This is a genomic window from Pseudacidovorax sp., assembly GCF_017991995.1.
GTDB lineage: Bacteria > Pseudomonadota > Gammaproteobacteria > Burkholderiales > Burkholderiaceae_C > Xenophilus.
Window position 1 is genome coordinate 40,429 of sequence record NZ_JAGOPN010000030.1, and the last position, 20,014, is coordinate 60,442.

At 67.0% G+C, this 20,014-nt stretch carries 18 protein-coding genes, 1 tRNA gene and 1 pseudogene; 18 read left to right on the forward strand and 2 right to left on the reverse strand.

Going from position 1 to position 20,014, the window contains the following annotated elements; all coding sequences use genetic code 11:
- Positions 1-30 precede the first annotated feature (30 nt).
- Positions 31-708, reverse strand: a complete 678-nt coding sequence (radC, locus tag KBC94_RS27765; RefSeq protein ID WP_294378435.1) for a DNA repair protein RadC — start codon at positions 706-708, stop codon at positions 31-33.
- A 99-nt stretch (positions 709-807) separates the two neighbouring features.
- Here radC and KBC94_RS27770 point away from each other — a divergent pair, with 99 nt between their 5' ends.
- From KBC94_RS27770 to ltrA, 7 genes are all read left to right on the forward strand, one after another.
- Positions 808-1,266 (forward strand): FKBP-type peptidyl-prolyl cis-trans isomerase, encoded by a 459-nt coding sequence (locus KBC94_RS27770; RefSeq protein WP_294378438.1) that lies wholly within the window; start codon positions 808-810, stop codon positions 1,264-1,266.
- Positions 1,266-2,240: a 4-hydroxy-3-methylbut-2-enyl diphosphate reductase gene (gene ispH / locus KBC94_RS27775; RefSeq protein ID WP_294378440.1), complete on the forward strand. Its 975-nt coding sequence runs from the start codon at positions 1,266-1,268 to the stop codon at positions 2,238-2,240. The genes KBC94_RS27770 and ispH overlap by 1 nt, the downstream gene beginning before the upstream one ends.
- Positions 2,241-2,336: 96 nt before the next feature.
- Positions 2,337-3,329: a threonine/serine dehydratase gene (locus tag KBC94_RS27780; RefSeq protein ID WP_294378443.1), complete on the forward strand. Its 993-nt coding sequence runs from the start codon at positions 2,337-2,339 to the stop codon at positions 3,327-3,329.
- 16 nt (positions 3,330-3,345) lie between these two features.
- A complete protein-coding gene (locus KBC94_RS27785) occupies positions 3,346-4,596 on the forward strand; it encodes a DUF2254 domain-containing protein (protein ID WP_294378445.1) in 1,251 nt (416 codons plus the stop codon).
- A gap of 4 nt (positions 4,597-4,600) precedes the next feature.
- Complete coding sequence (gene serS, locus KBC94_RS27790; protein ID WP_294378448.1) at positions 4,601-5,932, forward strand: serine--tRNA ligase; 1,332 nt, start codon at positions 4,601-4,603, stop codon at positions 5,930-5,932.
- Positions 5,933-6,011: 79 nt separating this feature from the next.
- Positions 6,012-6,102 (forward strand) — tRNA-Ser (locus KBC94_RS27795).
- A 512-nt stretch (positions 6,103-6,614) separates the two neighbouring features.
- Positions 6,615-7,817 (forward strand): group II intron reverse transcriptase/maturase, encoded by a 1,203-nt coding sequence (gene ltrA, locus KBC94_RS27800; protein ID WP_294378451.1) that lies wholly within the window; start codon positions 6,615-6,617, stop codon positions 7,815-7,817.
- On the opposite strand, the pseudogene KBC94_RS28900 reads toward ltrA, so the two are convergent.
- Positions 7,728-7,946, reverse strand: a pseudogene (locus KBC94_RS28900) (hypothetical protein); the annotation flags it as partial. The gene ltrA and the pseudogene KBC94_RS28900 sit on opposite strands and share 90 nt — an antisense overlap.
- On the opposite strand from KBC94_RS28900, the gene KBC94_RS27805 reads away from it, so the two are divergent.
- The 11 genes from KBC94_RS27805 (at position 7,890) to KBC94_RS27855 (ending at position 19,978) form a co-directional block, all read left to right on the forward strand.
- The gene (locus KBC94_RS27805; RefSeq protein ID WP_294378453.1) at positions 7,890-8,069 is read left to right on the forward strand and encodes a hypothetical protein; all 180 of its coding nucleotides are present in this window, start codon (positions 7,890-7,892) and stop codon (positions 8,067-8,069) included. The pseudogene KBC94_RS28900 and the gene KBC94_RS27805 overlap by 57 nt on opposite strands.
- A gap of 283 nt (positions 8,070-8,352) precedes the next feature.
- A complete protein-coding gene (locus tag KBC94_RS27810) occupies positions 8,353-9,447 on the forward strand; it encodes an alpha/beta hydrolase-fold protein (protein ID WP_294378455.1) in 1,095 nt (364 codons plus the stop codon).
- A 453-nt stretch (positions 9,448-9,900) separates the two neighbouring features.
- Entirely contained in the window at positions 9,901-10,809 is a 909-nt protein-coding gene (locus tag KBC94_RS27815) for a cation diffusion facilitator family transporter (protein WP_294378459.1), read from the forward strand.
- A gap of 24 nt (positions 10,810-10,833) precedes the next feature.
- Positions 10,834-11,166: a hypothetical protein gene (locus KBC94_RS27820; RefSeq protein WP_294378462.1), complete on the forward strand. Its 333-nt coding sequence runs from the start codon at positions 10,834-10,836 to the stop codon at positions 11,164-11,166.
- 215 nt (positions 11,167-11,381) lie between these two features.
- The gene (locus KBC94_RS27825; RefSeq protein ID WP_294378465.1) at positions 11,382-12,557 is read left to right on the forward strand and encodes a TolC family protein; all 1,176 of its coding nucleotides are present in this window, start codon (positions 11,382-11,384) and stop codon (positions 12,555-12,557) included.
- Positions 12,554-14,116, forward strand: a complete 1,563-nt coding sequence (locus KBC94_RS27830; protein ID WP_294378468.1) for an efflux RND transporter periplasmic adaptor subunit — start codon at positions 12,554-12,556, stop codon at positions 14,114-14,116. The genes KBC94_RS27825 and KBC94_RS27830 overlap by 4 nt, the downstream gene beginning before the upstream one ends.
- A gap of 16 nt (positions 14,117-14,132) precedes the next feature.
- Positions 14,133-17,336 carry a CusA/CzcA family heavy metal efflux RND transporter gene (locus tag KBC94_RS27835; RefSeq protein ID WP_294378482.1) on the forward strand — a complete coding sequence of 1,068 codons (3,204 nt, stop codon included), beginning with the start codon at positions 14,133-14,135 and terminating at the stop codon, positions 17,334-17,336.
- Between the two features lie 65 nt (positions 17,337-17,401).
- Complete coding sequence (locus tag KBC94_RS27840) at positions 17,402-17,782, forward strand: hypothetical protein (protein WP_294378471.1); 381 nt, start codon at positions 17,402-17,404, stop codon at positions 17,780-17,782.
- Between the two features lie 61 nt (positions 17,783-17,843).
- Positions 17,844-18,116: a zinc ribbon domain-containing protein gene (locus KBC94_RS27845; RefSeq protein ID WP_294378485.1), complete on the forward strand. Its 273-nt coding sequence runs from the start codon at positions 17,844-17,846 to the stop codon at positions 18,114-18,116.
- Positions 18,117-18,563: 447 nt separating this feature from the next.
- Positions 18,564-18,944 (forward strand): DUF4148 domain-containing protein, encoded by a 381-nt coding sequence (locus tag KBC94_RS27850; RefSeq protein WP_294378473.1) that lies wholly within the window; start codon positions 18,564-18,566, stop codon positions 18,942-18,944.
- Complete coding sequence (locus KBC94_RS27855; protein ID WP_294378476.1) at positions 18,941-19,978, forward strand: phosphoethanolamine transferase domain-containing protein; 1,038 nt, start codon at positions 18,941-18,943, stop codon at positions 19,976-19,978. Before KBC94_RS27850 ends, KBC94_RS27855 begins: the two co-directional genes overlap by 4 nt.
- Positions 19,979-20,014 lie beyond the last annotated feature (36 nt).

Below are 20,014 nucleotides of genomic sequence, written 5' to 3' on the forward strand. Positions count from 1 at the left end.
CTCACGGCCCCGCGGCAGGGGCGCCGCGGGTCAGACGAGTCCCTGCTGCGCCATCGACAGGAAGCGGCCCGGGCCCACGATCACATGGTCCAGCACGCGGATGTCGAGCAGGGCCAGCGCGGCCTTGAGCGCGTCGGTGAGCTGCTGGTCGGCCCGCGAGGGCTGCACGTCGCCGCTGGGGTGGTTGTGGGCCAGCACGACGGCCGCGGCGCCATGGTGCAGGGCGCGCTGCACCACCTCGCGCGGGTAGACGCTGGTCTGTGCCAGCGTGCCGCGGAACAGCTCCTCCATCGCCAGCAGGTGATGGCGGGTGTCGAGAAACAGCACCGCGAACACCTCGTGCGGCTTGTGGGCCAGGTGCAGCTGCAGGTACTGCGCGACGGCGTCGGGCGTCTCGAAGGCCGGGCGCTCGGCCAGCCGCTGCGCCATGGCGCGGCGGGCCAGCTCCATCACCGCCAGCAGCTCGGCCCGCTTGGCGGTGCCGCCCAGGCCGCGGATCCTGCGCAGCGCCTCGCCGTCGGCATGCAGCAGGCCGGCAATGCCGCCGCAGGCGTCGAGCACGTCCTGCGCAAGCTGCAGCACATGCCGGCCCGCCAGGCCGGTGCGCAGCAGCAGCGCCAGCAGTTCGGTGTCGCTCAGGGCGGCGGGCCCGCGCGCGAGCAGCTTTTCCCGCGGGCGCGCATCGGCCGGCAGGTCGTGGAATGCCATGAGGTTCCTCCCTTGGGGGTTGCGGCGTCGACGGCCCTACGGCACGGCGGCCCAACCCCCCTCCTTTAAACTCGCGGGCCAGTTTATCGGGGGCCTCCCTTGTCTTCGTCCACCCAAATCCCCGTGGTGCAGCCCGGCTCCTTCCTCACGCTGCACTACCGCCTGGCCGGCCCGGCCGGCGACATCATCAACACCTTCAACGACAAGCCTGCCACGCTGTCGCTGGGCGCAGGCGAACTCTCGCCTGCCGTCGAACAGCGCCTGCTGGGCCTGGAAGAAGGCACGCACACCACCTTCGATCTGCCGGCCGGCGAGGCCTTCGGCGAGCGCAATGCCGAGATGCAGCAATGGGTGGCGCGCACGCTGCTCGCGCAGCTGGGCGACCCCGACGAGCAGTACACCGTCGGCGACGTGGTGCAGTTCCCCACGCCCGATGGCGCGGGCAGCTATGCGGGCGCCGTGATCGCGCTGTCGGACAGCGCGGTGCAGTTCGACTTCAACCATCCGCTGGCAGGCCAGCCGGTGACTTTCGAGGTGCGCCTGATCGGCGTCCTGTGATGACCACCGGTACCGCGCTCAACGAAATCCTCCTGGCCGAGCCGCGCGGCTTCTGCGCCGGCGTGGACCGCGCCATCGAGATCGTGGAGCGGGCCCTCGCCAAGTTCGGCGCGCCGATCTATGTGCGTCACGAGATCGTGCACAACACCTATGTGGTGAACGAGCTCAAGGCCAAGGGCGCGATCTTCATCGAGGAGCTCGACGAGGTGCCGCCCGGCGCCACGCTGGTCTTCAGCGCCCACGGCGTGAGCAAGGCGGTGGAGAACGAGGCCCGCGCGCGCGGCTTCTCGATCTTCGACGCCACCTGCCCGCTGGTGACCAAGGTGCATGTCGAGGTGGCCAAGTTGGCGAAGGAAGGCTACGAGTTCATCATGATCGGCCACAAGGGGCACCCCGAGGTCGAGGGCACGATGGGCCAGCTCTCCAGCGGTATCCATCTCGTCGAAGACGTGGAGGACGTCGGCCGCGTGCAGCCGGGCCAGACCGACAAGCTCGCCGTGGTCACCCAGACCACGCTGAGCGTGGACGACGCCGCCGAAATCGCCGCTGCCGTGCGCGCGCGCTTTCCCAAGGTGCGCGAGCCCAAGCAGCAGGACATCTGCTACGCCACGCAGAACCGGCAGGACGCGGTCAAGCTGCTGTCGCCGCAGGTCGACGTGGTGATCGTGGTGGGCAGCCCCACCAGCTCCAACAGCAACCGCCTGCGCGAGCTGGCCGAACGGCTGGGCACCGCGGCCTACATGGTCGATTCCGCCGCCGAGCTGAAGGCCGAATGGTTCGAGGACCGGACGCGCGTGGGCCTCACGGCCGGTGCCTCGGCGCCCGAGGTGCTGGTGCGCGAGGTGATCGACCGCATCAGGTCGCTGGGCGCCGTGTCGGTGCGCAGCCTGCCGGGCGTGGAGGAGCACCTCAAGTTCCCGCTGCCCAAGGGCCTCAAGCTGGACGACCAGCCGCCGCCGCAGCACATCTCCTGATCCTTCCCGGACGCCATCCGCAGCGCGCAGGCGCGCGGCGCGAGGTCTCCCGCCAGCCGGCCGCATGATGCGGCCGGTGCCACTTATGGACCACCCATGACGACTTCGACCTCTTCTTCGCACGATTCGCCCGACTCCGTGAGCTGGCGCGCCGACATCGAGGCGGCCGCCCAGCGCCTGCAGCGGCAGGGCCGCGGCTTCGTGCGCGAGACGCCGCTGTGGCGACTGCCCGCCTCGGCCCTGGGCCTGGACGCGCCCGGCGCCGAGGTCTGGCTCAAGCTGGAGCACCTGCAGTCCGGCGGCAGCTTCAAGGCCCGCGGCATGATGAACCGCCTGCTGGCCAACCCCATTCCCGAGGCGGGTGTGATCGTCGCTTCCGGCGGCAATGCCGGCATCGCCACCGCGGGTGCGGCGCGCGCGCTGGGCGTGCCCTGCGAGGTCTTCCTGCCCGGCGTCTCGCCCGAAGCCAAGCGCCAGAAGCTGCGCGACCTGGGTGCCACGGTCAACGTGGTCGGCCAGCTGTATGCCGATGCGCTCGAAGCCTGCCTGGCCCGCCAGCAGGCCACGGGCGCGCTGCTCACCCATGCCTACGACCAGGCCGAAGTGGTGGCGGGCGCCGGCACGCTGGGCCGCGAGATCGAAGCGCAGGCTGGCGGCGTGCCCGATGCGGTGCTGGTCAGCGTGGGCGGCGGCGGCCTGATCGGCGGCCTGGTCGGCTGGTTCGAGAACCGCACGCGCGTGATCGCACTGGAGCCCGAGGGCTCGCCCACGCTCTACCGTGCCCGAGAAGCCGGCGAGCCGGTCGACGTGGCCGTGGGCGGCCTGGCCGCCGATTCGCTGGGCGCGGGCCGCATCGGCCGCATCGCCTGGGAGATCGCGAAGCAACATGTGCCCGAGGCGCTGCTGTTGACCGAGACCGCCATCCGCGACGCGCAGCAATGGCTGTGGAAGGAGATGAAGCTGGCCGTCGAGGCCGCCGCCGCGCTGCCGCTGGCGGCGCTGCACAGTGGCGCCGTGCGCCTGCAGCCCGGCCAGCGCGTGTGCCTGATCGTGTGCGGCGCCAACGTCGATCCGGCGACGGTCGCCTGAGTCCGGCGCCCGCACCATGAGCCTGCCTTCCTGGCGACTGCTGCTGCGCCGCACGGCGCGGCGCATCTGGTTCCGCTCGGTCGTCTTCAGCCTGGTGGCCGTGCTGCTGGCGGTGGCGGCGCGCTACCTGGCGCCCTGGCTGCCGGAGCACTTCGAGGGCAACATCGGCCAGGACTCGGTGGGCGGCATCCTGCAGATCCTGGCCTCGTCGATGCTGGCGGTGACCACCTTCTCGCTCACGGCCATGGTGTCGGCTTATTCCTCCGCCACCACGCTGGCCACGCCGCGCGCCACGCAGCTGCTGATCCAGGACCCGACCTCGCAGAACGCGCTCTCGACCTTTCTGGGCGCCTTCCTGTTCTCCATCGTCGGGATCATTGCCCTCTCGACCGGCTTCTACGGCGACCGCGGCCGGGTGATCCTGTTCGTGGGCACGCTGGCCGTGGTGGCGCTGATCGTGTTCACGCTGCTGCGCTGGATCGCGCACCTCACGGCCTTCGGCCGCATGTCCGACGTGATCGACCGCGTGGAGCGCGCGGCCATTGACGCCATCCGCGACTGGCGCGAAGCGCCGCACCTGGGTGGGCATCCGGCCGTGGTGGTGCCGGCCGAAGCCTGGCCGGTCTTCGGCGAGCGGACCGGCTACGTCACCCATGTGGACGTGGGCGCGCTGCAGCGCATCGCCGCGCAGGCCGACCTGCGCCTGCACGTGGCCGTGCTGCCCGGTACGCTGGTGCATCCACAGCGGCCGCTGCTGCGGGCCGAAGGCGCTGGCGACGACGACTGCCGCGCCGCGCTGGCCCGTGCCTTCACCGTCGAGCGCCACCGCAGCTTCGACCACGACCCGCGGCTGGGCCTGGTCACCCTGGCCGAGATCGGCAGCCGCGCGCTGTCGGCGGCGGTCAACGACGCGGGCACCGCCATCGAAGTGATCGATGCGCAGCACCGCGCCTTCCGGGCGGTGCTCGAGCGCACTGACGATGCATCGGACGCGACCGAGTGCGACCGCGTCTTCGTGCCGCTGCCCACCACGGCCGACCTGCTGGAAGACGCATTCCGCCCGCTGGCGCGCGACGGCACCGGCGCCATCGAGGTATCGATCCGCCTGCAGAAGACGCTGGCCGCGCTGGCCGGGGCCGCGCCCGCTCACGCCCAGGCCATCGACGCCATGGCCCGCCAGGCCTTCGAGCGGGCCAGCGCCGCCTTTGCCAGCGACGCCGACCGCGATGCGCTTACGCAGGCGACGCAGGGCCGTTTCCTACAATGAGCCGATGCTCGACATCACTCTCCTGCGCAAGGACCTGCCTTCGGTCGTCGCGCGCCTCGAATCCCGCAAGAAGAACCAGCCCTACCTCGACGTCGCGCGCTTTTCCGCCCTGGAAGCCGAGCGCAAGCAACTGCAGACGCGCACCGAGGAGATCCAGGCCCGCCGCAACGCGCTGAACAAGCAGATCGGCCCGCTCAAGGCCAAGGGCGAGTCGGTCGATGCGCTGATGGCCGAGGTCAACGCGCTCAAGGCCGAGATGGAGTCGTCCGCCGTGCGCCTCGACGCGCTGCAGCCCGAACTGCAGACCCTGCTGCTGGCCGTGCCCAACCTGCCGCACGACAGCGTGCCGCAGGGCGAGGACGAAGCCGGCAACGTCGAGGTGCGGCGCTGGAGCCCGCAGGGTGGGGAGGGCGGCAACGCGCCCCAGCTCGGCTTTACGCCGCGGGACCATGTGGAACTGGGCGAACCGCTGGGCCTGGACTTCGAGATGGGCGTCAAGCTGGCCGGCTCGCGCTTCACCGTCATGAAGGGGGCCATCGCCCGCCTGCACCGTGCGCTGGCGCAGTTCATGATCGACCTGCAGACCGAGCAGCACGGCTACACCGAGTGCTACGTGCCCTACATCGTCAACGGCGAGACGCTGCGCGGCACGGGCCAACTGCCCAAGTTCGAGGGCGACCTCTTCGCCGCCAAAAAGGGCGGCCAGGATGGCGAGCCGGTGCCCGACCTGTCCGCGCTCTACCTCATTCCCACCAGCGAGGTGCCGCTGACCAACTTCGTGCGCGACACCGTCGTGCCCGAGTCGCAACTGCCGATCCGCCTGACGGCGCATACGCCCTGCTTCCGCTCCGAAGCGGGCAGCGCTGGCCGCGACACGCGCGGCATGATCCGCCAGCACCAGTTCGACAAGGTCGAGATGGTGCAGATCGTGCACCCCGAGAAGAGCTACGACGCGCTGGAAGAAATGACCCGCCATGCCGAGGCGGTGCTACAGGCGCTGGATCTGCCCTACCGCGTGGTGCTGCTGTGCACGGGCGACATGGGCTTCGGTTCGTCCAAGACCTACGACCTGGAAGTGTGGATCCCGGCGCAGGCCACCTACCGCGAGATCAGCTCGGTCTCCAACTGCGAGGCCTTCCAGGCGCGCCGGCTGCAGGCCCGCTTCAAGAACGCGCAAGGCAAGAACGAGCTGCTGCACACCCTCAACGGCTCCGGCCTGGCCGTGGGCCGTGCGCTGGTCGCGGTGCTGGAGAACCACCAGCAGGCCGACGGCAGCATCGCCATTCCGAAGGCGCTGCGCCCCTACCTTGGCAACCAGGCCGTGCTGCGCGCTTGATCGAATCGCTGCGGCCCGCTTCCCTGCGGGCCAAAAGCCTGGCTATAATGCAAGGCTTCGACTGAATCGCACAGCTTGTGGAGAGGTGGCAGAGTGGTCGAATGTACCTGACTCGAAATCAGGCGTACGGTTTCCCCGTACCGTGGGTTCGAATCCCACCCTCTCCGCCAGTATCTATTTAAAAACAATCACTTGGGTGAGGACTCAGCAATCTGTCCCACAAAAAGTCCCACAAAATGCAAAGCCGCAAACCGCAAGGTTGCGGCTTTTTTTTGGTGCGCCCAGCATGGGCGCACTCTTGCGGGTGCAAGTCCCGCCGTAAGTTGATCACAGCGAACGAAGCGAAGCGCAACTGCATGAGGGCGACCGAGTGTGGAGAGGAAGCGCGGAGCGAAGCTGCGAGCCGATGAACAAGAACCGGATAGAAGGCGAAGCCGACCAGGGCGAGCGGGCCATGAACCGCGAAGCTCTCGTGATCAAGGGTCAGGCGGCGTAGATCCGGCGGTTGTGCAGTGAAGGAGTGCGTTCTTACCTGGGGAGATCTCGCCTCACGCCTGAAAGGGCGACGGCTGTGCCGCAGCGAGAAGTCAGCAGAGGTCGTAGTAGCCGGGTAGCGGGGCCGCCGAGGCCGCCAGCGAGAAGCGAAGGACCGAACGAGAGCGAGTGACCGAGGATCGCGGGAATGTCGAAGGCCATGCGTCAGATGCCGCAGCGATGCGGGCGGGTGGGCAGCGCGTGCGGTGAAGCCGGGCGAGAACCTGCCAGCGACGAAGCCTGCGGCCCGTCCCATGAACACCAGGGCACAGGGTCGGCAATGCCGATGGCAGGGGCTGGCCCCCTGCTGGAGGCGGCGCTGACCAGAGAGAACCTGCGGGTGGCCTGGAGGCGGGTCAAGGCCAACAAGGGCGCGGCGGGCGTGGACGGGCTCGACATCGAGCAGACCCATCGTCTGCTGCAAACGACGTGGCCGCGAATCCGCCAGGAGTTGCTGGCAGGCAAATACCGGCCACAGCCGGTGCGCAGGGTCACGATCCCCAAACCCGGGGGCAGCCAGCGCGAGCTGGGCATCCCGACGGTGACGGACCGACTGATCCAGCAGGCACTGCTGCAAGTGCTGCAGCCGCTGATCGACCCCACCTTCAGCGACCACAGCCACGGGTTCCGACCGGGCAGGAATGCGCACGACGCGGTCAAAGCCGCGCGGGCTTACGTCCAGTCCGGCAAGCGTGTGGTCGTGGACGTGGACCTGGCGAAATTCTTCGACCGGGTCAACCACGACATTCTGATGGGGCGGCTCGGCAAGCGCATCGCGGATACAGCCGTGCTGCGGCTGATCCGTGCGTACCTGGATGCCGGGATCATGGATGGTGGAGTCAAGGTGGAGCGAGAACAGGGCACGCCGCAAGGTGGGCCGCTGAGCCCGCTGCTGGCCAACGTGCTGCTCGACGAAGTGGACAAGGCACTAGAGGCGCGGGGCTACTGCTTCGCACGCTATGCCGACGACTGCAACGTCTACGTGGGCAGCAAACGGGCCGGTGATGCTGAAGGGCGCGTCCATGATGGCGGTGTTGCCCAGGATCCCGAGTCGCGCGCCCTTGGCGACTTGGCCGCCGGCGTACACCGGCGGTGCACCACTGACCGAGGTGGCGGTCACGGTGATGGCGCCCAGCGTGGGGGCACCGCCCGTCAGGATCTCGTTCGCAGCAGCGGGGGCAGGCCGCACTTCCCAACCCCCATCGGCCCGCGCATGGGCTTGCCAGCCGGACCCGGCCAAGAGGCGGGCCAAGGCTTGATCGATTGGAAGCTTGCCGTGCACGGCAGGGGCTCGCAGTGCGCTCGCCGTGTCGGCTGGAAAATCGATGCGCTGTCCGGTTTGGCGCGCTAACGTGGCGAGCGAGGCGCCCAGCGTCTGCTCGGGCAGGTCAATGATGGCCGTGGACAAAGCCTGAGGCTGCGCATGCAACGCCCCAGCCGCAATGAGACCGGCAAGCAGCACGCCGAGGCGAACCGGCATGGACTGCTTCTGCAAGTCCGGCGAAGTATGGACGGCACGGACGTGTTGACGCGCACGGCGACGATCAGCCGCGGACAACGGATGGTGGTGGCTCAAAGCCTTCTCCTCAGACAGGTGATGTGAGGTGCCGGCTTCTGGCTACGTCGCTCATTGCGCGCGACAGCACCTCTTGGTTGTTGTTGAGAATCATTCAAATTTAGGCCGAGAATCCGGTCTCGGCGATTCCCGACTGCCAACCTGGAGGTACACGATGTCTCCCAGACGTTCCCAGTTCGCCGCCTCGCACCGTCGGCCCCGGCCGTCTTTGTTCAACCATCCTCTGTCGCTCGCGGCGGATCGCGCCTCCAGCACTCGGCCTCGCAGTCGCGAGGCATCCTCGGCAGGCGCGCTCAGCAATTTTGCTCAGATGCCCATCTCCCGTTTGCCTGACCTCGCGCAACCCATCTCCATTGCCGACTCATCGGGCACCGCATCCCCGACGAACATCCGACGGCAACTCCTGCTGGCGGGCCTGGGGGCACTGGCGGGCCCAGGCCTGCCGATGACCGCCTTCGCCCAATCTACGGCGATGCCGCTGGAAACTCCAGCGACAGCCTCCCCGGCCCCGGCCAAGTTCGATCCGAATCAGCGCCTCGGCCCCACGCCGTGGGATCGCCAGGACAGCGCGCACTACCGGTTCGAGCGACTTTCGTTGGCCGCGGCCGACGGCCAGCGCTATCGTCTGTGGCTCGCCCAGCCCCGCCGAGCGGCAGCAATTACGCATCCGCTGCTTTGCCTGCTGGACGGCAATGCTGTGGCCGACACGATCACGGCCCCGATGCTCGACGCGCTGGCGGAAGGTGGGCAGGCCGTGGCGCTGGTGACCATCGGCCCAGACAGCGACCTGCGCTTCGATGTCGAGCGGCGGGCCTACGACTACACACCGCCCGTGCGCACGGATGGCCCTACCTGGGACGACGAGGCCCGCGGTCGGCGCGGCGGTGGCGCGGATGCCTTCCTCGGGTTCATCGCGGACCGGGTCCTCCCTGCAGCGGCGCAGGTGTTGGGACCGACTGATCCGGCCCGGCGCACGCTCTGGGGGCACTCATACGGCGGACTGTTTGCGCTGCATGCGCTGCTGCGCCGGCCGGACATCTTCACGCGCTACGCCGCCGCAGACCCCTCGCTATGGTGGCAAGGCGGCTTCGTGCTGCGCGAAGCTGAATCGCCTGCGCCGTTGCCGACAGACCGTGCAACCACACGGCTGCTGATCATGCAGGGCGACTCGATTGCAGATCAACGACCAAGGGTGCAAGGACCGACCGATGTCGACGCCGCACTATTGGCCAGCCGCCAGAAGGCTCGCGCCTCTGTGGCTGCAGACAGCGGTTTTCGGCTTGCCGCGACGTTGAATCGCCGTCGTGGCATGGAGGTGGAGCATCGGAGCTATCCCGGCGTAACCCACGGGCCCATGCTCGCAGCATCACTTCCGGCAACTTTTCTGTTGGCAACCCGCGCATGAACGCGTGCTCACGCGGTGTGGGGCATAGGCGGTTCTGGGGAGGCCAAGGCGTCCGGTTTACTTGTCCGTTTTATCGGCCGACGCTCGACGCCAACTCCCCAGTTCGATTATTTGCGCGGTTCCACGGGGTGCCGGTTGGTATTCGGCACAGGGCGAGGCATGACCCCAGGCTCGACGGCGTTTGCAGCCACCCCTGTATCGGCGCGCCGACGTCATATTCACATCGGCGAGTCCCCAGTTCCCATTGTCGGCGCGCGCACTAATTAGCGGCGACCGGGGAGATCGCAGAAATCTCAATATTACATATTTGTAATCTGGCCGTTAGGAAGGCTGCGGGCAGTTTTCCTACGATCTCCATCCCCAGGCTCCAAAAGGCCCGGAATCTGCCGATCCACCACCTGTAGTGGACCGCAGCAGTCGTCAGACAAATTCACATTCCAACACCCTCTGACTATGTCCAGTGGCCACGCCCATTCCCACGCACCAGCGGCGATTGAACCCGGCAAGGAGAGGCCGCTGTGGATCGCTTTGGTGCTCACCAGTACCTTTCTCGTGGCAGAGGTCATCGGTGGCATCGTCACCGGCAGCCTCGCGCTCATCTCCGACGCGGCCCACATGTTCACCGACGCAGCAGCACTCGCCATCGCCTTGGCTGCCATCCGCGTGGGCAGGCGGGTGGCTGATGCCAAGCGGACATTCGGGTACCACCGCTTCGAGATTCTGGCCGCCGCCTTCAACGCGCTGCTGCTGTTCGGCGTTGCGATCTACATCCTGTTCGAGGCTTACCAGCGCATCAAGTCGCCGCCGACCATCGAGTCGACGGGAATGCTAGTCATTGCGACGCTGGGCTTGGTCATCAACCTCGTCAGCATGAAGCTGCTGGCAGCAGCCAAGGACGGGAGCCTGAACGTCAAGGGCGCCTACCTGGAAGTCTGGAGCGACATGCTCGGCTCCTTGGGCGTGATCGTTGGCGCCATCGTGATCCGCTTCACTGGCTGGGCATGGGTGGATTCCGCCATCGCGGTGTTGATCGGCCTGTGGGTGTTGCCCCGCACTTGGGTGCTGTTGCGCGACAGCGTGAACATCCTGCTGGAAGGCGTACCCAGCGGCATCGACCTGACGCAGGTGCGCCAAGCACTCGCCGCCATGCCCCGCGTCGATTCCGTCCACGACCTGCATCTGTGGTCGCTGACCAGCGGCAAGACCAGCCTGAGCGCCCATCTGGTGAGCGCCAAGGGCAATGCCGACGAGATCACCCGTACCGCCACCAAGATGCTGGAAGACAAATTCGGCCTGCACCACACGACGCTTCAGGTCGAAAAGGTGCCATGCAAGATGGCTTCCGGCGACCACCGGTTCTGATCTCTGGAACGTCCCGGACACACCATGCGCCGCTTGCTCCTCATCCTGCTGCTCGCCATTCTGCCAGTCCAGTTCGGCTGGGCGTCGGTGGGGCAGTACGACGGCCACGAGGTGACGTCAATCCAGGCCGGGGTCGGCGGCAACGAGGCTGAGTCCATCGACCATGTGGCCGTGTCGGTAAATGGATGTGTACCCGGCGACGCCCACTGCCATGCACCGGCTCTGGCGCCGGCCTTCGCGTGGATGCATCTTGGCCAACTGACCGACCGCAACGCCTATCCGCCTCGCACCGAGCAGGTCGCCTGGGGCCGGGCTGCTCCGGCCATCGACCGGCCCAAATGGCCCAGGAATCACTGACGTGGAGCCCGGCGGCCGCCTGACGCCACTCGTCTGAATTTTTTTCAGGTTGCCCGCTCCGGGCAGCCCCTTCCCCTTGGAGATTATTAATGCGTAGGTCTATTGCGCCGATTGGGCTGGCGATCCTGGCGTTTGCCAGCGGCTCAGCGCTGTCTCAGTCTTCTCCGCCGGCGTCGGTGCCGGGCGCCACGGCGTCCGCCACTCCTGCGCTGACCTTGGCCGCGGCTTGGAGGCTGGCACTGGATGGCAACCCGGAGCTGGCCGCCGCACGCAACGAGACGCTGGCGGCCGAGGGTGCACGCGTCCAGGCCGGCGCATTTCCGAACCCGACGCTGGAGGCGCAGATCGAGGATCAACGGCGCGAGACGCGCACCTCGACCGTCACGCTGTCGCAGCCCATCGAGCTGGGCGGCAAGCGCTCCGCACGGATCGCAGCCGCCGACCGGGCCATTGACATCACGAAGTCGCAACTTGAGGCCAAGCGGGTAGACGTGAAAGCGAACGTCACGGCTGCGTTCTTCGCCGTATTGGTGGCGCAGGAGCGGGTGACGCTTGCACAGGCGTCGCTCGATCTTGCACGCCGCGGCTCCGATGCGGCGAATAAGCGCGTCACCGCCGGCAAGGTTTCGCCCGTGGAAGAGACCAAGGCGAAAGTTGCCGAGGCCGGCGTGCGCCTGGAACTCGTGCAGGCCCAGGGCGAGTTGCGCACCAGCCTGGCGCAGCTTCGCGGCGCCATCGGACCGGGCCCCGCAATCGGTGCCGTGGATGGCAATGCGCTACAGACGCCGCGACCGGTTTCTGCGGACGAGGTTACGGCTCGCATCGACGCGGCGCCGGCCGTGCGTGAGGCGCGGCTGGAGATCCGTCGCTTCGAGGCACTGGCCGACTTGGAGCGCGCCAAGCGGATCCCCGATATCACGTTGACGCTGGGTGCGACGCGGCCCACCGAACTGGCCCGCAACCAGGCCATCGTCGGCATCTCAATTCCGCTGCCCATCTTCGATACCAACCGCGGCAACATCCAAGAGGCGCTGCGCCGCCAGGACAAGGCCGAAGACACGGCCCGCGCGACCGAACTGCGCGTGCGCACCGAGGCACTGGCTGCGCGCCAGCGCATCGAGACCACCCTGGCCGAGGTGACGACGCTGCGCGACGAGGTGCTGCCTGGCGCCCAAAGCGCCTTCGATGCGGCCACCAAGGGCTTCGAGCTGGGCAAGTTCAGCTACCTCGAGGCGCTGGACGCGCAGCGGACCTTGCTGCAGGCGCGCGCGCAGTATCTGCGTGCCCTCTCCGAGACCCACCGATCAGTCGCCGAGCTTCAGCGTCTGCTGGGCATCGACGAAGCCACCGCATCTTCTTCCTCATCTCCCCAGACCCAGGAACGTCCATGAACTCCACCCCTCAACCCCCGTCGCGCCGGGGCCAGAAGCTCATCATCGCCTTGCTCGTGGCGGCCGGTGTGATTGGCGGCGTGTTCATCATGACCAAGCCCGACAGCAAGAAGCCGGCGGCCGAAAGCCACAGCGGCCACGGCGACGAATCGGGCAAGAAGGGCGATGACGGCCATGGCCATGGAAGCGAGGGCGAGGCTGGCCACAGCGAAGAAGCCGTCGCTAAGGGCCCCAACGGCGGCCAACTTTTCGTCGATGGCGAATTCTCGGTCGAGATGTTGCTGTCCGAGGAGGGTGGCGAGCCGCGTTTCAAGGCTTGGACCTACGAGAAGAAGCAGCCTGCCACGCCCGCGGGCACGCGTATGGCGGTATCGCTCACGCGTCCTAACGGCGAGAAGCAGGCACTGAAATTTGTGCTGACCAACGGCGTTTGGAGCAGCGACCAGCCGGTGGCGGAACCGCACATCTTCGAGGCCACCCTCGAAGTACAGACGCCTCAGGAGTCCTTTCTCTTTGCTTTCAACAAGGACGAGGGCAAGGTCACCATGAGCGACGCCCAGATCCAGTCCGCCGGCATCACGCTGGACGCCAGTTCGCCGGCCAGCATTCGCAGTGGCCTGCAGTTCCCTGGCGAGATCCGCTTCAACGACGACCGCACCGCGCACATCGTTCCGCGCGTGACCGGCGTGGTCGACAGCGTGAGCGCCAACCTGGGGCAGCAGGTAAAGAAGGGGCAAGTGCTGGCCGTCATCTCCAGCACCGCAGTCTCGGAAACACGCTCGGAGCTGCAGTCCGCACTGCAACGCCGCCAGTTGGCCAAGACCACCTACGAGCGCGAGAAGAAGCTGTGGGAGGAGAAGATCTCGCCAGAGCAGGACGTGCTGCAGGCGCAGCAGGCGCTGCGCGAAGCCGAGATCGCCGCCGCCAATGCCAACCAGAAGCTGCTGGCACTGGGCGCCACGCCGACTGCCGGCGCGTTGGGGCGCTTCGAACTGCGCGCACCTTTCGACGGCATTGTGGTCGAGAAGCACATCGCATTGGGCGAGGCGGTGCGCGAGGACACGCAGGTGTTCATCGTTTCCGATCTATCTTCCGTGTGGGCGGAGATGAGCGTGCCGGCGCGTGACCTGCCCCGTGTGCGCGTGGGCGAGAAGGTGCTGGTGCGTTCGGGCGCCTTCGACGCCACCGCCAACGGCACGGTGGCCTATGTGGGCTCGCTCATCGGCGAGCAGACGCGCACGGCGCGCGCCCGCGTGACGCTGCCCAACCCACAAGGGGCCTGGCGCCCGGGCCTCTTTGTCAACGTCGAGGTGGTGGCCGAAGAAGTGGCCGTGCCGGTCAGCGTGGCCTCGTCGGCGATCCAGACCATCGACGACAAGCCGGTCGTGTTCCTCAAAGTGCCCGGTGGCTTCGTCCCGCAGCCCGTGCAATTGGGTCGCACGGACGGCAAACGCGTCGAGATCGTTGAAGGCCTGAAGCCAGGGAGCAGCTATGCAGCCGCCGGAAGCTTTGTCGTCAAGTCCGAGCAGGGCAAGGGCTCTGCCACCCACACGCACTGAGGCGCGCCGCACGACCATGTTCGAAAAAATCATCCGCTTTGCCATCGAGCAGCGATGGCTGGTGCTGCTCGCCGTGCTGGCGATGGCCGGCCTGGGGGTTTACAACTACCAGAAGCTGCCCATCGACGCTGTGCCGGACATCACCAATGTTCAGGTGCAGATCAACACGGCGGCACCGGGCTACTCGCCCTTGGAGACCGAGCAGCGCGTCACCTTCCCCATCGAGACGGTCATGGCCGGGTTGCCCGGCTTGCAGGAAACGCGTTCGCTGTCTCGCTACGGCCTGTCCCAAGTGACGGTGATCTTCCGCGACGGCACCGACATCTACTTCGCGCGGCAGTTGGTCAACGAGCGACTGCAGTCCACGACCGGCCAGTTGCCCGACGGCATCCACCCGGTCGCAGGTCCGATCTCCACCGGCCTCGGTGAGATCTATCTGTGGACCGTCGAAGCCAAAGAGGGTGCGAAGAAGGTGGACGGCTCGCCGTACACCGCCACCGATCTGCGCGAGATCCAGGACTGGATCATCAAACCGCAGCTCCGGAACGTGCCGGGCGTCACCGAGATCAACACGATCGGCGGCTATGCCAAGCAATACCAGATCGCACCGCTGCCCGAGCGGCTGGCGGCCTACGGCCTGTCGTTGGCCGACGTGGTGAAGGCGCTGGAGCGCAACAACACCAACGTGGGTGCTGGCTACATCGAGCGCCGCGGCGAGCAGTACCTGATTCGTGCGCCGGGCCAGGTGCGCAGCATCGAGGACATCAACAACGTCATTCTTTCCAGCGCGGGCAGCACGCCGGTGCGCGTGCGCGACGTGGCCCAGGTCGAGCTAGGCCAGGAGCTGCGCACGGGCGCAGCGACTGACAACGGCCGCGAGGTCGTCCTGGGCACGGTCTTCATGCTCATCGGCGAGAACAGCCGCACCGTCTCGCAAGCGGTCGCCAGGAAGATGGAGGAGATCAACAAGAACCTCCCGGCAGGCGTCGAGGCTGTGACGGTCTATGACCGCACGGTGCTGGTCGACAAGGCCATCGCCACGGTCAAGAAGAACCTGCTCGAAGGCGCGATCCTGGTCATTGCCGTGCTGTTCGCCTTTCTCGGCAACCTGCGTGCCGCGGTCATCACGGCGATGGTCATTCCACTGTCCATGCTTTTCACCTTCACCGGCATGGTTAACCAGAAAGTCAGCGCCAACCTAATGAGCCTCGGAGCGCTGGACTTCGGCATCATCATCGACGGGGCGGTGGTGATCGTCGAGAACTGCGTGCGGCGCCTTGCCCACGCGCAACAGCACCACGGGCGGCCCCTGACGCGCAGCGAACGCTTCCACGAGGTGTTTGCCGCTTCGAAGGAGGCGCGCCGCGCACTGCTCTTCGGCCAGTTGATCATCATGATCGTCTACCTGCCGATCTTTGCGCTCACCGGGGTCGAAGGAAAGATGTTCCACCCGATGGCGCTGACGGTGGTCATCGCACTGCTCGGCGCCATGATCCTCTCGGTGACGTTCATCCCTGCTGCCGTGGCCTTGTTCATTGGCAAGAAGGTGACCGAGAAGGAAAACCGATTGATGCAATGGGCCAAGCGCGGCTACGAACCGTTGCTCGCACGCGCCCTCGGGGCCAAGGCCGTCGTGCTCACGGCGGCGGGCATTTCGGTGGTGCTGTGCGGCCTGCTGGCCACCCGCCTGGGCAGTGAGTTCATACCGAGCCTGAACGAGGGTGACTTCGCCATCCAGGCGCTGCGCATCCCTGGCACCAGCCTCACGCAATCGGTGCAGATGCAGCAGCGGCTGGAGTCGCGGCTGAAGGAGAAATTCCCGGAGATCGAGCGCATCTTCGCGCGCACGGGCACCGCCGAGATCGCGTCGGACGCCATGCCGCCGAACATCTCCGACGGCTACGTCATGCTGAAGCCGGAAAAGGACTGGCCGGAGCCCAGGCGCAGCCGCCAGGAGCTGCTGGAGGCCGTGCAGGAGGAAGCCGGCAAGATTCCAGGCAACAGCTACGAGTTCTCACAGCCCATCCAGTTGCGCTTCAACGAACTGGTCTCAGGCGTGCGCAGCGACGTGGCCGTCAAGATCTTCGGTGACGACATGGACGTGCTGAACAAGACGGCGGGCGAGATCGAGAAGGTGCTCAATGCCATTCCGGGCGCGGCCGAGGTCAAGGTCGAGCAGACCACCGGCCTGCCGATGCTGACCGTGGCCATCGATCGCGACAAAGCGACCCGCTACGGCCTGAACATCGCGGATGTCCAAGACACGCTGGCCACCGCCATTGGCGGCCGCGAAGCCGGCACCATGTTCGAGGGCGACCGTCGCTTCGACATCATCGTGCGCCTGCCCGAGAGCGTGCGCGGCAACATCGAAGCCATCCGTCGCCTGCCGATACCGTTGCCGGCGTCCACGGCGGCGGGCAGTGCCAACCGCGTCAGCTTCATTCCTCTGTCGGAAGTGGCAACGCTGGAGCTGGCGCCGGGCCCCAACCAGGTCAGCCGCGAGAATGGCAAACGCCGCATCGTCGTGAGCGCCAACGTGCGCGGGCGCGACCTCGGCGGTTTCGTCTCCGAGGCTTCAGCTGCCTTGGAAGAGCGCGTGAAGATCCCGACCGGCTACTGGACCACTTGGGGTGGCCAGTTCGAGAACCTGCAATCGGCCACGCAGCGACTGCAAGTCGTCGTGCCGGTGGCGCTGCTGCTGGTGTTCACGCTGCTCTTCGCCATGTTTGGGAACATCAAGGACGGGCTGATCGTCTTCACGGGTATTCCTTTCGCCCTGACCGGTGGGATTCTGGCCCTGTGGCTGCGCGACATCCCGCTGTCCATCACGGCGGCGGTCGGCTTCATCGCGCTGTCGGGCGTGGCGGTGCTCAACGGGCTGGTGATGATCTCCTTCGTCCGCAACCTGCGCGAGGAGGGCGCCTCGCTCGACACCGCGATCCGCGAGGGTGCGATCACCCGTTTGCGCCCCGTTCTCATGACGGCGCTGGTGGCCTCGCTCGGCTTCGTGCCAATGGCCATTGCCACGGGCACGGGCGCCGAGGTGCAGCGACCGCTGGCGACGGTGGTCATCGGCGGCATTCTGTCGTCGACCGCATTGACGCTGCTCGTGCTACCCGTGCTTTACCGCCTCGCGCATGCGCGTGACGAAGAAGAAGAGGTGTTCGAGCGACCTACCACGCATGCCGAACTGGCGGGCCCTGACGGCAAGCCGGCGTAGTACGTCACCGCCGTGACCCCCTCGCACGGCCATCCTGCCGAGGGGAATTTCTTTCAATCATCCTCATGAAGATCAAGCAGCTTCTTTCCATCTCGGCGCTGGCGTTCAGCACAGCGGCTCTTGCGTCTGGCGACCATGGCGACGAAGCCAAGCCGCGCCACGGTGGCGTTGTGAGTGTCGTGAGGGACATGAGTTACGAGTTCGTGGCCTCCAAGCAGGCATTGAGCCTCCATGTGAGCGACCACGGAAAGACCCCGGATCTCGCCGGTGCCACAGCGAAGCTGATCCTGCTGACAGGTGCTGACAAGCAGGAGGTCGAACTGACGTCCGACGGTTCGGCTCTACGAGCGAGCGGAAGCTTCTCGGTCCAGGCTGGCACCAAGGCTGTCGCCCAGATCAGCCTGAAAGGCAAGCCCGTGCAGTCGGTGCGCTTCACGTTGAAATGAGTCGGCGCATTGCCACATGGTCGCCTGCACGCCAGCGACCTACGAACTGAAGGGGCCGGACATGGGCTTTCTCGAACGCTTTCTGGGCGGGCACCACCGCGGTGGCGATCACGGCGCGCGCAAAGGGTATGAGTACGGTGGTGCCGGCAGCGCTCATGGGCCTGCGCCCGCGGGCTGGGGCACCGACTGCCCGAGCTGCCAGGCGACCAACCCACTGCGAGTCAAGTTTTGTCAGCAATGCGGCACTCCGACGGCGCCCCTCGCTTGCGGCCAATGCGGCACGATGCTCCAAGCCAGGGCGAAGTTCTGCGGACAGTGCGGCAAGGCCGTGTAGCTTCAAGAAGGTCAGCCGACGGATGGGTGTCCGGACTGTAGTCAGGGGCGTACGTCCATGGGGCGCACCCTGAGGTGCACATCGTCGCGAACCTCCTTGCTGGCCGCGCCTCGCGGCCATGAGACCCAGCTGCTGGCAGAGCACGTAGGCCGCGCTGCCTGGTCGCTGGAATTACAGGAAAATCTCACACGGCATCCGCATAGCCGACGGCGTCGACGGCGAGACATGGACCACCAGGCGGACGGAGCTTGTGGGGAGGCGGCATCACCGAACTGTGCCGCATCCGGACTGGTCGGCGCAACGATAGATGCACCGGCGTGTCGAGGCCGTCATTGCATTACCGCCCGATGACGCACATGTAATGTCGCTGTGCGCAAAGTGGCGGGCGGGGTTTCTAGAGTCGGTTGCACGGTCAGGTGACCGGATAAATCTGTCTAGGAGACCTCCATGCAAGCCCACTTTCGCCACAGCCTCGTCGCTGCCGCCGGTGCCGCCACCTTGCTCCTGGCCCCTGCGGCCATGGCGGCCGGCGCTTACCACCCTGCAACCACAGAAGCCGGGGCCACCTTCCACCCTGAGCATGCATCCACCAAGACGCGCGAGCAGGTCAACGCCGATCTCCAGACGGCCATGAAGCACCCAGCCTGGGACCGCGTCAGCCGCGGCGCGCCCTGGCCCGTGGCCAAGACCGGTCCCGGCCTGACCCGCGAACAGGTCAACGCCGACCTCCAGGCGGCCATGAAGCACCCAGCCTGGGACCGCGTCAGCCGCGGTGGAGCGCCGTGGCCCGTCGAGCGTCTGGCGGCGACCCAGTCGTCGTCGAAGTGATCGCAGCCGACGCCACACCCGACGCCGGGACCGGCACGCGAAGAAAGGGGCTTTCGCCCCTTTTTTCTTGCCTGGGCGTCGCTGGCTGGATCGTCCTGCTGGACAACGTCGGCTTCTGGCGGACCTTCCTCTCGGCTCAGCCGGGTTCCCGCTTCGACCAATGGACGGCCGCAGCAGGCCTCGCCAGTTTGCTGATCCTGCTCATGGCAGGCTTGTTGAGGCCACTGGTCGGCAACCGTGTCGGCCTGACCGTGGTCGCGGTCTTGCTGGTGATTTCCGCGGGCGTCGCCCACTACGTGGATGGCTGGGGTGTGTTGGTCGACCGAAACCTCATCCGGAACGTCGTGGAAACCGACGCGCGCGAAGTGTCGGAGTTGCTCTCGTGGTCAGCCGCCGTGGATGTGCTCCTTCGGGGCGTCGTTCCGGCCGTGCTGCTCCTGCTGCTGCCACTGGCGTCGTCGTCGGGGTGGCGCACGCTGGGCCAGACCGGCCTGCTGCTGGCAGGTGCCACGAGCGTGGGGATGTTGCTCACCGTCTCGCTCTACGGTACCTTGGCGACGACGTTCCGCAACCACCGCGAACTGCGCCTTCAACTAGTGCCGGCCAACTACATCCGTGCGGTCTACGGCCATTTCAAGGGAAACATCCGTTCTCCCGTGGCTCCGATGCCTGTGGCATCTGATGCGTGGCGGGCCCCGCGGCCCGACGCGCGACCAAAAGTGATGGTGCTGATGGTCGGCGAGACCGCCCGGGCCGCTAACTTCTCGCTGGGCGGCTACGGCCGCGACACCAACCGACACCTCGCGGGCACCGGCGCCGTCTACTTCCCCAATGTGGCCTCCTGCGGCACCGACACCGCCACGTCGCTGCCCTGCATGTTCTCGAACCTCGGGGCCGGTGCGTTCTCGGTCGGCGCGGCCCAGGCGCGCGAGAACGTGCTGGACTGTGGGCGCCGATGCAAAAGTGAGCCACCGGGCCGACCGAATATTGAGCCAGGGGTGGAAGCCGACGTTGAGATGGTCGGCTGTGGATAAGTGTAGTTGTCAGCCTGTTTCGTGGACCTCCTGGAT

Excerpts from the sequence above, each read along its gene's own strand:
- radC (WP_294378435.1), bottom strand. The coding sequence starts at position 708 with ATGGCATTCCACGACCTGCCGGCCGATGCGCGCCCGCGGGAAAAGCTG.
- ispH (WP_294378440.1), top strand. The coding sequence starts at position 1,266 with ATGACCACCGGTACCGCGCTCAACGAAATCCTCCTGGCCGAGCCGCGC.
- KBC94_RS27780 (WP_294378443.1), top strand. The coding sequence starts at position 2,337 with ATGACGACTTCGACCTCTTCTTCGCACGATTCGCCCGACTCCGTGAGC.
- KBC94_RS27785 (WP_294378445.1), top strand. The coding sequence starts at position 3,346 with ATGAGCCTGCCTTCCTGGCGACTGCTGCTGCGCCGCACGGCGCGGCGC.
- serS (WP_294378448.1), top strand. The coding sequence starts at position 4,601 with ATGCTCGACATCACTCTCCTGCGCAAGGACCTGCCTTCGGTCGTCGCG.
- ltrA (WP_294378451.1), top strand. The coding sequence starts at position 6,615 with ATGTCGAAGGCCATGCGTCAGATGCCGCAGCGATGCGGGCGGGTGGGC.
- KBC94_RS27805 (WP_294378453.1), top strand. The coding sequence starts at position 7,890 with ATGCAACGCCCCAGCCGCAATGAGACCGGCAAGCAGCACGCCGAGGCG.
- KBC94_RS27810 (WP_294378455.1), top strand. The coding sequence starts at position 8,353 with ATGCCCATCTCCCGTTTGCCTGACCTCGCGCAACCCATCTCCATTGCC.
- KBC94_RS27815 (WP_294378459.1), top strand. The coding sequence starts at position 9,901 with ATGTCCAGTGGCCACGCCCATTCCCACGCACCAGCGGCGATTGAACCC.
- KBC94_RS27820 (WP_294378462.1), top strand. The coding sequence starts at position 10,834 with ATGCGCCGCTTGCTCCTCATCCTGCTGCTCGCCATTCTGCCAGTCCAG.
- KBC94_RS27830 (WP_294378468.1), top strand. The coding sequence starts at position 12,554 with ATGAACTCCACCCCTCAACCCCCGTCGCGCCGGGGCCAGAAGCTCATC.
- KBC94_RS27835 (WP_294378482.1), top strand. The coding sequence starts at position 14,133 with ATGTTCGAAAAAATCATCCGCTTTGCCATCGAGCAGCGATGGCTGGTG.
- KBC94_RS27840 (WP_294378471.1), top strand. The coding sequence starts at position 17,402 with ATGAAGATCAAGCAGCTTCTTTCCATCTCGGCGCTGGCGTTCAGCACA.
- KBC94_RS27845 (WP_294378485.1), top strand. The coding sequence starts at position 17,844 with ATGGGCTTTCTCGAACGCTTTCTGGGCGGGCACCACCGCGGTGGCGAT.
- KBC94_RS27850 (WP_294378473.1), top strand. The coding sequence starts at position 18,564 with ATGCAAGCCCACTTTCGCCACAGCCTCGTCGCTGCCGCCGGTGCCGCC.